The 16045-nt window shown below is 65.6% G+C and carries 13 protein-coding genes and 1 pseudogene; 6 read left to right on the top strand and 8 right to left on the bottom strand.

The window, feature by feature from the left end; all coding sequences use genetic code 11:
* Position 1: 1 nt before the first annotated feature.
* Both PI86_RS12650 and PI86_RS12645 read left to right on the top strand, forming a co-directional pair.
* Positions 2 to 472, top strand: coding sequence for a hypothetical protein (locus PI86_RS12650; protein ID WP_039322767.1), 471 nt, complete (start codon positions 2 to 4; stop codon positions 470 to 472).
* Complete coding sequence (locus PI86_RS12645) at positions 469 to 672, top strand: hypothetical protein (protein WP_039322763.1); 204 nt, start codon at positions 469 to 471, stop codon at positions 670 to 672. Before PI86_RS12650 ends, PI86_RS12645 begins: the two co-directional genes overlap by 4 nt.
* 177 nt (positions 673 to 849) lie before the next feature.
* On the opposite strand, the gene PI86_RS12640 is transcribed toward PI86_RS12645, so the two are convergent.
* Complete coding sequence (locus PI86_RS12640; RefSeq protein ID WP_014900484.1) at positions 850 to 1350, bottom strand: Lrp/AsnC family transcriptional regulator; 501 nt, start codon at positions 1348 to 1350, stop codon at positions 850 to 852.
* Between the two features lie 191 nt (positions 1351 to 1541).
* On the opposite strand from PI86_RS12640, the gene PI86_RS12635 reads away from it, so the two are divergent.
* Positions 1542 to 2558, top strand: a complete 1017-nt coding sequence (locus PI86_RS12635) for a 1-aminocyclopropane-1-carboxylate deaminase (RefSeq protein ID WP_039322759.1) — start codon at positions 1542 to 1544, stop codon at positions 2556 to 2558.
* A gap of 247 nt (positions 2559 to 2805) precedes the next feature.
* On the opposite strand, the gene PI86_RS12630 is transcribed toward PI86_RS12635, so the two are convergent.
* From PI86_RS12630 to PI86_RS12610, 5 genes and pseudogenes are all read right to left on the bottom strand, one after another.
* Positions 2806 to 5802 (bottom strand): hybrid sensor histidine kinase/response regulator, encoded by a 2997-nt coding sequence (locus PI86_RS12630; protein WP_039322756.1) that lies wholly within the window; start codon positions 5800 to 5802, stop codon positions 2806 to 2808.
* An 81-nt stretch (positions 5803 to 5883) separates the two neighbouring features.
* Positions 5884 to 6543 (bottom strand): response regulator, encoded by a 660-nt coding sequence (locus PI86_RS12625; RefSeq protein ID WP_039322753.1) that lies wholly within the window; start codon positions 6541 to 6543, stop codon positions 5884 to 5886.
* Between the two features lie 341 nt (positions 6544 to 6884).
* Complete coding sequence (locus PI86_RS12620; protein WP_082012228.1) at positions 6885 to 7073, bottom strand: hypothetical protein; 189 nt, start codon at positions 7071 to 7073, stop codon at positions 6885 to 6887.
* Positions 7074 to 7193: 120 nt separating this feature from the next.
* The gene (locus PI86_RS12615) at positions 7194 to 10277 is read right to left on the bottom strand and encodes an ATP-binding protein (protein ID WP_039322747.1); all 3084 of its coding nucleotides are present in this window, start codon (positions 10275 to 10277) and stop codon (positions 7194 to 7196) included.
* A gap of 459 nt (positions 10278 to 10736) precedes the next feature.
* Positions 10737 to 11325: pseudogene (locus PI86_RS12610) on the bottom strand (tetratricopeptide repeat protein).
* A 350-nt stretch (positions 11326 to 11675) separates the two neighbouring features.
* Here PI86_RS12610 and PI86_RS12605 point away from each other — a divergent pair.
* The 3 genes from PI86_RS12605 to atsR are packed head-to-tail and all read left to right on the top strand — an operon-like array spanning position 11676 to position 14919.
* Entirely contained in the window at positions 11676 to 12548 is an 873-nt protein-coding gene (locus PI86_RS12605) for a response regulator (protein ID WP_039322743.1), read from the top strand.
* Positions 12549 to 12597: 49 nt separating this feature from the next.
* Positions 12598 to 13098, top strand: a complete 501-nt coding sequence (locus tag PI86_RS12600; protein ID WP_039322740.1) for a molybdopterin-dependent oxidoreductase — start codon at positions 12598 to 12600, stop codon at positions 13096 to 13098.
* A 9-nt stretch (positions 13099 to 13107) separates the two neighbouring features.
* Positions 13108 to 14919: a hybrid sensor histidine kinase/response regulator AtsR gene (atsR, locus tag PI86_RS12595; RefSeq protein ID WP_039322738.1), complete on the top strand. Its 1812-nt coding sequence runs from the start codon at positions 13108 to 13110 to the stop codon at positions 14917 to 14919.
* Between the two features lie 114 nt (positions 14920 to 15033).
* Here atsR and PI86_RS12590 read toward each other — a convergent pair whose 3' ends face one another.
* Both PI86_RS12590 and PI86_RS12585 read right to left on the bottom strand, forming a co-directional pair.
* Positions 15034 to 15453, bottom strand: a complete 420-nt coding sequence (locus tag PI86_RS12590) for a secondary thiamine-phosphate synthase enzyme YjbQ (RefSeq protein WP_039322733.1) — start codon at positions 15451 to 15453, stop codon at positions 15034 to 15036.
* A gap of 10 nt (positions 15454 to 15463) precedes the next feature.
* Positions 15464 to 15790 (bottom strand): thioredoxin family protein, encoded by a 327-nt coding sequence (locus PI86_RS12585; RefSeq protein ID WP_014900495.1) that lies wholly within the window; start codon positions 15788 to 15790, stop codon positions 15464 to 15466.
* Positions 15791 to 16045: the final 255 nt, after the last annotated feature.

Genomic DNA, 16045 nt, shown 5'->3' with positions numbered 1-16045 from the left:
CGTGGCAACACCGAGATGTTTGAGCTTTTCGGAAGCGTTTCAAGCAAACATGACCGCGCTGCATATGCCCGCTCCCACAACGCTGTTTGCGACCCTGCAAACGGCGGTGGCGAGTGTCAGCACGATGATGGGCGCGCTCAAGACACTAGGTCCGGATGCGACGGTCGCGGAATTGTTTGGCGCGACCACGAAACTCGAAATAGCAACCGTCGTTGGGGCGATCCTCGGCAGCGTCTATCTAGGCGCGGTCATTGGTAGCCTGATGGTCGCGACAGATGCTACGTCGGCATGCGGCATCGGCAAACAGGGAACCAACCTGTCCTTGGCGGTTGCGCAATGGGGCGCGCGCCATCGCCTTGCGGTTCATCCGTTGATCATGGCGCAAATCCTGCGGCATCCCGAAGTTCTCGCGCCCGGCCCGCATAGCTATCTCGGGTTGAAGGCAAACACTGCAATCCGGAGTGCACGATGAAGTGGATTGTGGATCACTTGCTCCTCATCGTCACGGCGCTGATTTGCGCCACCGTAGGATGGACCATCATCGCCGCGACCGGCGAATGGTTTCCCACCCTGATGATGGTGATCGCGTTCGCAACGTTGTGGGGCGATAACGCACGACTGCGAAAGCTACTCGAACAAAACGGCATCAACCCGAGACAGCGCAAGCGATAGCGAGTCGATTTGTTACGCCGGCAAGCAAGGCTATGCGTGTACCCCCGTGTTTGAACACGTGAAAATTGGCCCTTGGTTATGCGGCGTCACCGGTAAGCTCCGCGTCCCGGTCGTACTCACTTCGTTTCTCCCGCATGCCGCTAACGCAGCATGCGCGGCCATCCACATCCCGCTGCGCTAAACCGGCAGCGCATGCGTCGACAGAATCTCCTTGAGCACCATGAACGAACGCACCTGCCGCACGCCGGGCAGGTACAGCAACTGTTCGGCATGCAAACGGTTGAAGCTCTCGTTGTCGCGCGTGCGGACCAGCATGAAGTAGTCGAATTCGCCGGTCACCACGTGACACTCGACGCACCCTGACACTTTCTGCGCGGCCTTCTCGAATTCGGCGAACGCCTCCGGCGTCGAACGATCGAGCACGAAGCCGATCACGACCAGCATCCCGGCGCCCAGCGGCTTCGGGTCGAGCAACGCGACGATGCCGCGAATCAACCCCATCTCCTTCAACCGCTCGACGCGCCGCAGACATGCCGGCGCGCTCAGCTTCACCTTCGCGGCGAGGCTCACGTTCGAGATCGACGCGTCCTGCTGCAACTGCCGCAGGATCGCACGGTCGATGCGATCGAGCGCAGGCGTGGCATCGGCCGGCGGCGCGCCGGTGCGATCTAATTTCATTGCGTCTCCTGTCGATTTTACGAAGCAAAATTATCCATATCTGCTTCATATTATCGATAACGTATGTCTTCACTATTTATTTCGCAAGCTCATTTCGCACGGTCCTGCCTATCATTTTTCCATCGGGACACGGCGTGTCGGCCGTGCCCGACCGATTCGAATTCCCGCCCACCGCCTCTCGGAGCTTGTCGATGAATCTGCAACGTTTCCCCCGTTATCCGCTCACGTTCGGCCCGACGCCGATCCAGCCGCTCAAGCGCCTGAGCGCGCACCTCGGCGGCAAGGTCGAGCTGTACGCGAAGCGCGAGGACTGCAACAGCGGCCTCGCGTTCGGCGGCAACAAGACGCGCAAGCTCGAATACCTCGTCCCCGACGCGCTTGCGCAAGGCGCCGACACGCTCGTGTCGATCGGCGGCGTGCAGTCGAACCAGACCCGCCAGGTCGCGGCCGTCGCCGCGCATCTCGGAATGAAGTGCGTGCTCGTGCAGGAGCACTGGGTCAACTACGAGGATCCGGTGTACGACCGCGTCGGCAACATCCAGCTGTCGCGGATGATGGGCGCCGACGTGCGGCTCGTTGCCGACGGCTTCGACATCGGCATTCGCCGCAGCTGGGAAGAAGCGATGGAGAGCGTACGGCAGGCGGGCGGCAAGCCGTATCCGATTCCGGCCGGCTGTTCCGAGCATCCGCTCGGCGGGCTCGGGTTCGTCGGCTTCGCGGAAGAAGTGCGCGAGCAGGAAGCGCAGCTTGGCTTCAAGTTCGATTACGTCGTGGTCTGCTCGGTGACGGGCAGCACGCAGGCGGGGATGGTCGTCGGCTTCGCGGCGGACGGGCGCGCGGATCGCGTGATCGGCATCGACGCGTCGGCGACGCCCGAGCGCACGCACGAACAGATCACGCGCATCGCGCGGCACACGGCCGAGCTGGTCGGGCTGGGCCGCGATATCGACGAGCAGGACGTGGTGCTCGACACACGTTATGCCGGGCCGGAATACGGGCTGCCGAACGACGGCACGCTGGACGCGATTCGACTGTGTGCCCGGCTGGAAGGCATGCTGACCGATCCCGTCTATGAAGGGAAATCGATGCACGGGATGATCGACAAGGTGCGGCGCGGCGAATTCGAACCGGGGTCGAAGGTGTTGTATGCGCATCTCGGCGGGGTCCCGGCGTTGAGCGCATACAGCAGGATTTTTCGGGAAGGTTGAGCCCGCGCGGCAGCCGAGCGGCGAGGCAGAAGCGAAACACCGCGGGAAGACGCTGGCCTCCGAACGCAGCGTCCCGCTCGCCACGTCGCTGAAGTCCTGCGAGCGGCTCATCGTCACGCTGACTTAACGGTGCAACGCTGACTCCACACGCGACGTCAGCGGGCATGTCGATGACCACCGACGCCGATACGAGGATCGATCCATTCGGCCGTTGCGATACCTGCGTGAGCTGCCGTCAGGCACCGTGCTACCCCAACCGCTCGAGCGCCTGCTCGACGTGCTCCCGGCAGTCGGGCCAGCCCGCCTCGAGCGCGTGCCGATCGCCGGCATGCACGGTCTGCTCCATCGCCGCGCACGCGGCGCTCGCGTCGCCGTCGCCCGCCAGCGCGAAACCGCCGCGCATCGAGTGCAACTCGATCCTGACGGACTCGATGTCGCCGTGCGCAAGCGCACGGTCGATCACGGCCAGCGAATGCAGCGTCGCCGTTCGCAGCTTGTCGCGCATCTCGTCCGTCATGACCGGCGCGGCACTTGCCGCCACCGGGTTCGATCCCGCTGTCGGCTCGCGTTGGCCATGCCGGCGCAGCACTGCGTCGAGCGCTGCGATCGACAGCGGCTTGAGCACCACCTCCACGGCGCCCGCCTCCGCGCACCGTCGCCGGTCCTCGTCGGTCGCATGCGCGGTCATCGCGATCACCGGCACCGTCGCACCCTGCTCGCGCAGGAAATTGGCGAGCGCGAAGCCGTCGAGCTCCGGCATGCCGAGATCGGTCAGCACCACGTCGAACGACTGCGCGAAGTAGGCGCGCATTGCCTCCATGCCGTTCGTGACGATCGTCGCATCGTAGTGCAGCGCATCGAGCTGATCGCGCAGCAACGCACGGCTCGCGGGGTGATCTTCCGCAACGAGCACGCGCAGCGGCGCGCCGTCATCCACCTGCATCGGCAGCGCGAGCGCCGCTGCCGGTGCGTCGTCGAGCGCGGCACGCCACCCGGACGGCGCCGCCGCAAGCGGCAGCGACGCGACGAACGTTGTGCCCGCTCCGGGCCGGCTGTCGACTGTCAGCGCACCGCCCATCAAGCGCGCGAGACGGCCGCAGAGCGGCAACCCCAGCCCGGTGCCGCCGAACCGCCGGTAGATCGACGAATCCGTCTGCACGTATACGTCGAACAGCGTCGGGAGCGCTTCCGGCGGAATGCCGATCCCGGTGTCGCGCACGGAGATGTCGACGCCGTGCGCATTGCCGAAAGCGGCAGCCGGACGCACGTCGATCGTCACGCTGCCGCGCTCGGTGAACTTGATCGCGTTGCTGACGAGGTTCGAGACGATCTGGCGCAGGCGGGTCGGATCGCCGACGTAACCATCGGCCAGTTCCGATGCGATCCGGCAGTCGAGCACGAGCGCCTTCGCATCGCCGAGCGGGCGAAAGATCGCCGCGACATCGCGCACCATCGCGCGCAGATCGAACGAAATGGCCTCGAGCACCATTTGGTTGGACTCGACCTTCGACAGGTCGAGCACGTCGCTGATCGTGCGCAGCAACGCGTCAGACGACGTCATCACCGTCCTCAACCGTCGCCGCTCGTCGGTCGGCAACGGCGCGCGCTCCATCAGCTCGAGGTTGCCGACGATCGCGTTCAGCGGCGTGCGAATCTCGTGGCTCATCGTCGCGAGGAACGTCGACTTCGCCTTGTTCGCATCGTCCGCGGCTTCACGCGCCTCGCGCAGCGTGTGCTCGACCTGCTTGCGTGCGGTGATGTCGGTGAGCGTGCAGAGCAGCACGTCGACACCGCGAAAACGCGTACGGACGATATGCGCGGCGAGATAGGCCGTGCCACCACCGACGAGGTCGACCGACAACTCGTGCGTGACGACGCGTGGCGCCCGCCCGCCCGCGATTCTGCCTTGATAGGCCTGCCAGATACGCTTGCCGAGCGGCGGCGCCGTTCCGGTATCGTCGTAGGCCAGTGCGGCCTCGTTGCGCACCATCGTGTCGCCATTGGCCAGCGACAGCAGCATGAGCCCGGCCGGTGCCGTGCGGATCAGCGTGCGGTTCAGCGCCTCGCTCTCGATCAGACGGATCGCACGACGGTTCGCGGGACGCAGCGCGCGCCGGTCGAACATCAGGATCACGAACCATACCGTTCCGATCGCGAGAACGGCAAGACCGACGGCGATACCCAGGCGGACGGCCACGTCGTCAAACAGGCTGCGCCACGACATCGTCGCGGTCAGCACCTCGCGGAACCCCGGCATCCGGTCGCCGATCACGATATTCATGCCCACCCGATGGGCCATCGCCCGTTCGCCACCGGCCGCCTGCGCAAAATCGACGGCGCGGGCAGTCAGCACGGAATCGGCTTCACGGCCGATCAGGACCTGCGCGCCCGGACTGACCAGCGCATAATCCTTGCCGGCGGCCGAAGAGCGGAGAAAATCGTCGATCGCAGGCCAGGTGACCACCACGAACCATGCGATCGGCTTGCCCTGCGCGTCGCGCACCGCCTGCACGAACCGCAGCACCGCGTGCCCGGCCAGCGGGTCCTCGCGCCGGTCGAGCAGAATCTTCCGGTAATCCGGTGCGGCAGCCGCCGATACGAACTCACGCGACGGTTGCAACTGCCGAACCAGTGCCTTGATGTCGAAACCGGCCGGGAGCGCCAGCATCTGCTTGACCAGCGGAGAGCCGGTCACAACGACGAAATTGCCGTCCGGATCGACCAGATATCCGCCCATTCCCGGGTCACCGGGTTGCTGCAACGGCATGATGCCGGTGACCTCGCCCTGCGCCAGCAGTCTGCAGAGCAAGGGGGCGTAGGCGCTCGCCGATTGCGACGATGAAGCAACCGCGAACGCGGCGAACGTCACACGCCCCGCCTGGCCGACGGCAACCAACCTGCCGCGATCGTCGACGAACCGCCCGAGCGTAGCGGGCGATGCAGCCGGGCCATGCCTCGCTATCATCTCGAGGTTTTCGACATAGCGATTCTGGAGTGCCCTGACCACCTCCATCTCCGCCAGCAGGCCGGCCTTGCGGACCAGGAAATCCGATCGGAACCGCACGACCGATTCCTGCAGGTCGAGTCGTGCGACAAGTGCCGTGCAGACCAGCACGAACACGGTAATCGCCACGCCGCTCCCATATAGCAGCCATTGCTGCTGACGCCGGACACGCCCGGGCTCGAATGGCCTGCGGCCCGCGGCGGCGGTATGCGCGATCAGTGTTTTCAGTTTGGTGGGCATACGTGTCGTCGAAGTCGCATCGGCGCCGGCACGGCGTCATGCGTCGTGCGGTTCATTGGGTACGGCCCGCCGCGTGCCCGTCTATGCATCGGTCGCGGGCGAGTCGGGCAACTGGCCCTCGCTCGCGTAGCGAATCAGATCGGCGTCGCGGACAATGCCGAGCTTCTTCATCGCGCTCGACTTCTGCGAACTGATCGTCTGCTTGCTGCGATGCAGCTGGATGGCGATCTCGCCGACCGTCAGGCCGGCCCCGTAAAGCCGCACGACTTCGATCTCGCGAGCTGTCAGCGTGCGGACACCCGCGGACGGACGGCATTCCTCCAGCAGCTTCTTGACGAACGGAGACAGGTAATTTGCCCCGACGAACGCCGCATGAACGGCGCCGACCAGGTGCGAAATCGCATCGGACTTGCTCAGGATGCATCCGACGCCCTGCTTCTGAATCGCGAGCAGCACGCTCGGGTTATCGATCATCGTGATCGTCACGAGGCGCAGCGCCGGGTAGCGACGCTGAAGAAACGACAGCAACGACAGGCCGTCGCCATACTTGCCGCCGGGCATCACGTAATCGACGACGAGTACGTCGCTCTGCTGATCATCGAGCATCGCCACCAGGTCGGTCGAATTGGAGACGGTACCCAGCAGCTTGATCGTGCTACTGCCCGCGAGCGCCTGCGACATCCCGAGTGCGGCCGAAGGATGATCGTCCGCCACCATCACTCGCACAAAAAATTCATCCATCTCTGTTCTTCTCCCGATACACGCGGCCTAACGTGCCATGTTGTACGACGCGCCGTGATTCAAGTCGATCCCGCAACACGGTCGCGTTGCAACGTTCGGCGAACCGGGCGGTGCGCTGCGCAATTTTAAGACAATAGACGGGTTCTGCGTCGCGGCGACGCGATCGGGCATGGCGGCCTGCGCCCGCACCGATCCGATGCAACCGCAGCCTCGCCGGGCGACGCGCCCGGCACGGCGTTGCCGCATGAACCTGCATTGATCCGACGCCCACACGCGACCGATCGGCAGCGCCCCCGACGCTGCCGATCGGTCGCGTCCCGCAGGGCGGCCGGAGCCGCCGCCTAACGTTTGACCGCGGATTTGTCGGGTTCGACCGACCCATCATCCGCGGCGTGTTGCCACTCGGTGATGATCCGCCGCTTCTGCGATGGCGACATCATCATGAATTCGTTCAGCTTCGTGAGGAAATCCCGTCTGGATTTCTCCGGTAGCGTCGCAAATCCAAGCAGCAGCCCGAACACCTTTCCCATATAGCGCACGGCCTTACCCTTCCTTCTTCAGTCGAAATCACGCGACACCGAAGCGATGCGGCGTGTCTGCCTTCCCCGTTTTGACGCAGGCGATCTACGTCACCCTGACGTCGCTTTTTCTTATCGTCCCGGCCAGTGCGCCGCCGCGGCCGCCATGACGCTCGACGCGGGCCGCTCGTCCGCCGCGCCAGCGTGAAACGCGATCCCGCGCCGCCGCGCGATACGTGCGAGACCGCGACGCAGGTCGGCCAGCGTCACCGGCTTGATCAGCACGCATTCGACGTTCGATGCCGCGTAACGCCGGGCGTCGTCAGGCGCGAGATGCGATGCCACGACGATCATGTCGCACGGCAGCGCGCGTGCATGGACCGTCTCCGCCAGTTCGCATGCCGACATGTCGTGCAGGTCGGCACCGAGCAGCAGCACGTCCCACGCGCCGCCAGCGAGCGTGTCGAGCGCCGCGCCGCCGGACGACACGCACCGGACCACGCAGCCGAGCACGTCCAGTTGCTCGCGGAAAATCGACCCGTTGACCGACGCGTCGTCGGCAACCAGCACGCGCGGCACACGCGCGCTGGCAACCGGCACCGCCAGCCGGGCGGCATCGGCCGCGCGGCCCGGCCCGCGCGGCAATTCGACCGTGGCGACGCGGGCCTGCTCGATCGCCGTGCGCAGCCCGTTCAGCGAATAGCTCGACACGCGGATCGTGCGGCCGGCGACGTTCGGCTGCAGCGGGCCGTCCGGCGTCGCCAGCACGATCGGCGTGCCGCCGCCGAGGCTGTCGAGCTCCTCGCGCCGCCAATGGTCGGAATCGCCGAACAGCACGATCGCGTGTGCACGCGCGAGGCACCCTGCGGCAATCCCGATCGGACTCGGATGCATCGCGACGTCGAAACCCCATGCACGCAGATGCGGGAACGCGAACGCGCGCCACGCGTCCTCCGGCGACACGACGATCAGCGTCTGGCCGGCGCACGCAACCGCACCGACCGGGGATTTCGGCGCAATCCCCATGCACAGCGGCAGGCGCACGGTAAACAGGCTGCCGATGCCCGGCGCACTGTCGACCGCAATCGTCCCGCCCATCGCCGCAACCAGCCGATCGCAGAGCGCGAGCCCGAGCCCCGTGCCGCCGTAGCGCCGCGTGATCGACGCGTCGACCTGCGAGAACGGCTTGAACAGCCTCGCCTGTTGCGCGCGATCGATCCCGATGCCGGTATCCTCGACGCCGATCGCGAGTTCCGCTGCGCCGTGCGCATTCCGCCCGACCGACACGCGCACGACGATGCGCCCTTCGCTCGTGAACTTGATCGCGTTGCCCAACAGGTTGCCGATCACCTGCGCGAGTCGCGTCGGGTCGCCGCGCATCCGCTGCGCGCCGTCCGCATCGATATCGGCGAACAGCGCCAGCCCTTTCGCCTTCGCGACCGACGCGAAGGCCGCGAGCTCGCGTTCGATCGCGGTGATCACGTCGAACTCGATCGACTCGACCGACATCGCGCCGGCTTCGATCTTCGAGAAATCGAGGATGTCGCTGACGATCGCGAGCAGCCCCGTGGCCGACGCGCGCAGCGTCTGTACCCGGCTCTGCTGCGATGCATCGAGCGCCGTGCGTTCGAGCAGCTCGAGATTGCCGAGAATCACGTTCAGCGGCGTGCGGATCTCGTGGCTCGTCGCGGCGAGAAACGACGACTTGGCCGCATTCGCCGAATCGGCCGCGCGCACCGCCTCCTCGAGCTGATGCACGAGCCGGCGCTGCGCGGTCGCATCGGCAAAGATCGCGATCAGCACGTCCTCGCCCTCGTAACGCGCACCCTGCGCGATGATCTCCAGATGCAGCGGCGCATCGCCGCGTGCATCCAGCACGAGCTCGGTCATCATCGCCTGGCCGGCCCCGCCGTTCGCGACGAACGCATCGTACTTCTCGAGCACCTGCACGGACAGCGCGCGGTGATCGCCGCCGTGCGGCAACAGCATTTGCGTCAGCGCGTCGCTCGCGAGCATCACGCGCCGGTCGGACAGCGACACGAGGCTGATGCCGACCGGCGCCATCGCGATCACGCTGCGGCACAGCGCCTCGCTGTCGAACACGCGTGCCGAGCGTGCGTAGACCGGCGTGAGCACGCGCCGGTGGAAGCGCACGAGCAGCAGCCACATCACGACAAGCGCGACGAGCGTTGCGCCCGCGAGCGCGCCGGCCTGCACGCCGATGCCGGCCGCCACGTCGGCCCACGACAGCGCATAGGCGATCGTCCAGCCGGTTGCCGCGAGCTTGCTGTCGAACACGATCGCGCCGTCGCGAAAGCGCGGCTCGCCGGGCGCGTGGCCGTCACGCGCAACGTCGAGTTTCAACAGGCGCTCGGTCAGCGCGTTGGTGCGCTCGACATCGGGATCGATCGCGATCACCCGGTTGTCCGCCGACGTGATGAAGAACACGCCGGCCGTGCCGTGCCCGGGCAGCCAGGACAGCAGGTATTCCGGCGCATACTCGGTGACCAGCACCGCGAACGACTGGCCGCCGGCGCGCGCCTCGGCGGCAATCCGGATGCGAGCCTGCCCGGTCACGGGATTGAGGTAGGGCGGCAACCAGCGGACCTGTGGCCGACCGTCGTTCGAGGCCGGTGCCGGGCCGTCGAAATCGACGTGCAGCGCCGCGAGGACCTGCGCGCGCGCATCGGCCGACGCGAGTGCGGGATTGTCGCGCGACAGATGCGGTACGAAGCCGAACACCCCCGTGCGCGTGCTGTAGTGATAGCCCTCGAGCGTGCGCCCGCGATTGATCGAACTCGCCGCGCCGATGCGCGACAGCAGGAACGACAGCGCAAGATAGCGCGAGACGTCGTCGCGCTGCGCGGTTTGCCCCGGCACGCCGACCACGAGCGACGGATACGGCTTGATCGCAAGCTGCTGGCCGTGGTCGAAGAACGCCTTCATGACGTCCGCCGGCGCAGGACCAAGCTCGCGCCAGATGAGTTGCGTATTCGTGACACCGTTACGGAACGATGTCTCGGCCACCTGCACCACGCCGACGGTTTCCTCGACACCGCTCAGGAAATTGCGCCGCTCGCCGTCCAGATAGCCGTAGACGATCGACGTGATCCCGAGCCCGCAGGCGATCAGGATCAGGATCGTGACGACGATGCCGCCCCCGAACATCGAGATGCTCTGGTAGCGGCGGATGGACTGAAGCGTGCTGTATGGCATGGCCTGGCGTGACGGCGCCCGGGGTGCGGACCAGCGGCAGATTCCCTGCCGGGCCGGACGTCACGATGAAAACACTCGGGATAGTGGTAGCCCGATCATGCCAAACGACACTGCGAAAATCAGTCATGCATTATCTTTTTAGTACACGTACGACTTGTATGATTGGGGATTTTGAACTCGAACGAGAAGTCGTCACGAAATCGCGGCACGAGGGACCCATCCACCGGACAAGCCGCGCTCGATTCGCGGCGGGCGTCACCATGCCGCCGCAACCGGCGACGGACGCGCAAAACCCTGCACCCAGCGCACCTTGAGTGAGACGTTGGGAAAGGATGGTCTTCATGTCGTTATCGATCGAGTCGCTGTTCGGTTTATGTGTTCGTGCGAACGTCGATAAACTCCCCGGCACGGCGCGCGATGGTGGTCTCCCCGCAGCAGCCCCCGTTGCTTTCGGTCCGGTCAGTCGTACCAGTACGTCTGATGCCAGACGCCGTAGTACGGATAGCCCGAGTACCAGTAGTCGTAATAGACATCACGCCATTGCGTGCGCCATTTCCAGTCTTCCTCGTCTTCCTTCTTCGCGTTGCGCGCGAGCTCGAGCAGCATTTTCGATTCCTTGTCGCCGCGGCTCGCCGCGATCGACGGCCACTTGTCCGCTTCGCGCGGATCGGAACCCATCTCCTCGAGGCCGAACAGGTAGAAACTGCCGAGCGCCTTCTGCGCGTTCCGGTCGCCGCGCTCGGCGGCGTCGCGCATCCACTTCAGTACCTGGTAGCTGTCCTGGCGCACGCCGTCGCCGCGGAAACAACGCAGGCCGAGGTCGTACGCGGCCTTCGGCTGGGTTTTCGCGGCCTGCTTCAGCGACACGATGCGCGGATCCCCACGGTCGTCGGCATCGCCCTTATTTTGATAGGAAACCTGATCTTTTGGGGTGGTCGGAACAACCTGTATCGTCGCAGATCCGCACCGTGTTGCCAGTGACGGACGGATCCCGCGCGCTCGCGGCCACCAGCAACAGCAACCCCGGTGCCAGTAAACGGCGAACCATTTGCGCTTTCCCTACGTGTTATTTGCGCCGCACTGCTTCGCGCCATCCCCCGCGAGCAAGTACCCGGCTTGCGTGCGGCGAGGCGAATACAATTCACCCACGCCGACACGCAGTCCAAGGCTCTCTCAGGCTCTCTTCGAATCGTTCAGTCACGCGCTGGCTGCGCCTTTCGCTGGGTCGACTGCTGTCGACACCGGCCTCCAAACCTGACGCAACAAACAATAGTGACGTGGTGAGCAATAATAATGGAGAAATATGGCATGTCAAGGTGATTTGCAATTTCAAAGTTTGCATATCGCGTCACTTTTGAATATGCTCCTCGTCTCTAAAACCCAGGAGACCCCGTCGAGATGTCCAATAGCGAGCAGGCCAACGTCGATCTCATCACTGCCACCAAGGTGCGCGATCTGCTGACGCGCAACGGCATTCCGCCGCGCAGTCACAACACGACGATCGCGAACGTGCTGGGTCTCAGCTTCTCGGTCGTCACGCGCAAGATGAAAGGCCTGATCCCGTGGAACCTGTCGCAGTTGCAGGACATCGCGACGCACTTCGGCGTGCCGCCCGCGATCCTGCTCGACGACAAGGGCACGCAGCCCGCCGCCGCCGAGATGATCGACGCAACGCTCGTGATCGAGTCGCGCCGCTTCCGCTGCCGCGCCGCGATCTCGGCCAAGGCCAGCAGCCAGAGCGAAACGGATTTCGTCGCGCTGCAATGGCAGGGCGAATGGATCGTCACCGAACGCCAGCACGCGCGCGAGGGGCGCACGTATCCGGTCGACGTCGTCGAACTGCGCTCGACTCAGCCGAACGTGTACGCGGCGCGGATTGCCGTGGTCGACGACTCGCACGACGTCGCCGAGACGGTATGTGAATATTTCATCGAAAAAGGGGTGAATGCGATCCCCTACTACGATGGCGCGTCGTTCCGCAAGGCGCTGGAAGTCGAGGATTTCGACGGCTACATCCTCGACTGGATGCTCGGCGACCAGACGGCCGCCGAGCTCGTGCGCGGCATCCGGTCGAGCGAGAACGGCGGCGCGCCGATCTTCCTGCTGACCGGCAAGATCTCCACCGGCGAAGCGAGCGAGGACGAGATCGCGCACATCGTGTCGCACTACAACGCGCGCTGCGAGGAAAAGCCCGTGCGCCTGCCGATCCTGTTCGCCGAAGTCGCGCGCGAACTGAAGGTCGCGCTGCCGGCCGTCGCCGCCGCGAGTTGAGACCACGGCGACAACCGACCCGCACACGAACACGACCAAGGGGAAAGACATGCGAGTTTCAACCATCTGGATCAAGAGCCTGCTCATGGCCGGCCTGCTCGGCACGGCCGCCGCGTGCTGGGCCGCGTCGTTCACGTTTACCGTCGACGGCAAGATCGGCCGCAGCAACCAGCCCGGCAAGACGACGTTCGTCTTTTCCGAGCAGGCGCTGATGGCGCTGCCGCAGCACACGATCGTCACGTCGACGAGCTGGACGCCGAAGGCGACCTTCACCGGCCCGCGCCTGTCCGACGTGCTGAAGACCGTCGATGCGCACGGCACGCAGATCGAGTTCCGCTGCATCGACGAATACACGTTCACCATCCCTGTGTCGGATGCCGACAAGTACGGCGTGATCCTCGCGCGCACGATGAACGGCAAGGTGCTCGGCAACGACAACTACGGCCCGCTGTGGGTCATGTATCCGCGCGACCAGTATCCCGACGAACTGAAGACGCCGCTCGGCGAAGCCAAGTTCGCATGGCAGATCATCGGCCTGACCGTGAAGTAAGCATGCGACATGACACGTGGCCGATGGAAGAACCGAAAAGTCATCGTGGTCCTGGGATCGCTGTGGATCCTGGGATTCGCCGCGTGGGCGTTCCTGCTGTGGGACCTGCTCGCGACGTCGGTCAACGAGGGCGTGCTCGAAGGGCCGCGTGAAGGCGTGTTCTGGACCGCCGCGCAATATCGCAATGCCTATACGCGCTTCGACCGCCAGCTGATTCTCTACGCGACCCACGTGGACGACGACTACGATCACGTGCAGATGCAGCTCGACAGCCTGTCGGTGTCGTTCGGGTTCCTGCAGCGGCCGTCCGAGGTGTCCGAATACTGGCTGCGCATCCCGCGCGCACGCGCCCAGATCGCGGCGCTCGGCGAATTCATGGCGCGCCTGAAGCAGGACGTGCCGTTGCTGCGCGCCGCACCGATGGACGCGCCACGCGTGATCGACGAGGTCACTACGTACTGGCCGAAGGTCAACGGCCTCGCGAACGACTTCCGCGCGATCGAGATGGCGCAGCGCGATTTCACGTTCCACCAGCTGAAGGAAAAACAGCGGGCGATCCTCGCGCTCGGCATCATTCTCGGCGTGATCCTGTGCGCGCTGTTCCTGCTGCTGTTCTATACGATGCGCACGCGCGACGACCTGCTCGAGCGGCAGGACGCGGCGCTCGACGCGGAACGCAAGGCGTCCGACCGCGCGTTCGAGATGATCGAGGCGAAGAACGCGTTCCTCGGGATGGTCAGCCATGAACTGCGCACACCGCTGCAGGCCATCTGTGGGTCGATCGAGATCCTGCTCGCGCGGCCGCAGTCCGACGCGAACCTGAAGACGATCCGGCGGCTGCAGAACTCCGCGTCGTCGCTCGAAGCGCTGGTCAAGGACCTGACCGACTACATCAAGCTGCGCTCGACCAAGCGCCTCGCCGAATCCGAGACCGTCGGCATGGCGTCGCTGCTCGCCGAGGTGCTCGATCCGTTGCGTGCGAAGATCACGGCCAAGCGGATCGACGTCGCGCAACAGGTCGAGCCGCACGATCTCGCGATCCGCTCCGATCGCAAGCTGTTGCGGCAGGTGCTGTCGAACCTGATCGAAAACTCGGTGAAGTACACGGCCGACGGATCGATCGACATCGCGATCACGCTCGTCGACGCACCGGCCGGCCGGCAGCTGAAGCTCGCCGTGCGCGACACGGGCGCCGGCATCGCGAAGCCGCATCTGTCGAAGATCTTCGAGCCGTTCTACCGCGCGAACGACGCCGTCGGCCTGCATGTGGACGGGATCGGCATGGGGCTCGCCGTCGTGCGCGAAATCGTCACGACGCTGCGCGGCCATGTGGACGTGCGCAGCGTCGTCGGCGAAGGCAGCGAGTTCGTCGTCACGCTGCCGGCCGAGGTGCCCGATACCGGCGAAACGGCCGGCGACGCGCCCGCGTGGCTAGCCGCCGCCGCGCAACGCAACCGCCGCGCGCTCGTGGTCGACGACAACGACAACGCGCGCGAAACGCTCGGCGCGATGCTGTCGGCGCTCGGTCTCGACGCCGATCTGTGCGGCACCGGGCACGAAGGCGTTGCGCGCTTCGGCGACGCGCATTACGACCTCGTCGTGCTCGATCTCGAGCTGCCGGACCTGAGCGGCTTCGAAGTCGCGCACCGCATCCGGATGGTCGCGCAACCGGACGACGACGGCCGGTTCCCGTCGATCCTCGGCGTCAGCGCGTACGAATCGGCCGAGTTGCGCGAGAACCAGCAGGTGTTCGACGAATTCCTGCCGAAGCCCGTTCACCTGCGCGAACTCGGCGCGCTCGTCGAGAAGCTGCTCGGCTGAACGCGGCGGCCATCCGTCACGGGCTCGCGTGCTTGCGTTCCCGCGCTTTCCATCGCGTACCCTCGCTTACTCACTTACTCACTTACTCGCTTACTCGCTTACTCGCTTACTCGCTTACTCGCCGATCAGGTGCAGCACGATATCGCGGCGGTGCGCCGCGCGACGATGCTCGAACAGGTAGATGCCCTGCCAGGTGCCGAGCACCATGCGTCCGTGCTCGACCGGAATCGACAGCTGCACTTGCGTGAGCGCGGTGCGCAGGTGCGCCGGCATGTCGTCGGGCCCTTCGGTGTCGTGTTCGTAGCGCGTGTCGTCCTCGGGCGCGAGCGCCGCGAAGTAGCGTTCGAGATCGCGCTGCACCGACGGGTCGGCGTTCTCCTGGATCAGCAGCGACGCAGACGTGTGGCGGCAGAACACGGTCAGCAGGCCGGTACGGATCGCCTGCTGGTCGACGAATGCCCGTACCTGCGGCGTGAACTCGACGAGGCCGCTCCCGCGCGCGTCGACGCCGATGTGCGTGATGGCCTGTTGCATGATGACGACCTCAGGCGAGCGCGGCGAAGCCGTCGGCTTCGATCTGCTTCGCATCGGCGGGGCGCACGACGCGCGCGACTTCGACGCCGTCGCGCAGGAACACCAGCGTCGGCCACAGCTTCACGCCGAACGAGCGACCGAGCGGCCGGCCCGGGCCGTCCTCGATCTTCAGATGCCGCACGGCCGGATGCGCGGAGAACGACGCGACGATCGCGGGCTGCGCACCCGCGCAAATCCCGCACCAGTTCGCGCCGAACTCGATGACGGTGGTACCGGCCAGTGCGTCGACTTCCGCGCGTGTCGGCGCGTTGGCGGTGTAGCGTTGCTCAGTGTCCATCGGGGCCCTCGTGTGCGATTGCGGAACGGCCGCGTCGTGCCGGCGTGGGCGGCGTGCATGGCCTGCAATCTCCCACTGTAGCGGAAAAGGCCGCACGATGCCGATGGCCGCCAGGCCGGTGGCCCGCCCCGCTTCATTCGAATGACACGACAAGATGCGGGGCGCCGCACGGTCGCGACGGGATCAGCGTGCGTACGGATCCCGGCAACGAAGGCCCGACCATCAACGCTCTGCATCGCGTCACCGAACCAACAT

It is taken from the genome of Burkholderia sp. A9, assembly GCF_000801975.1.
Note: the sequence above shows the minus strand (reverse complement) of the source record. Positions and strands in the feature narration are given on the sequence as shown.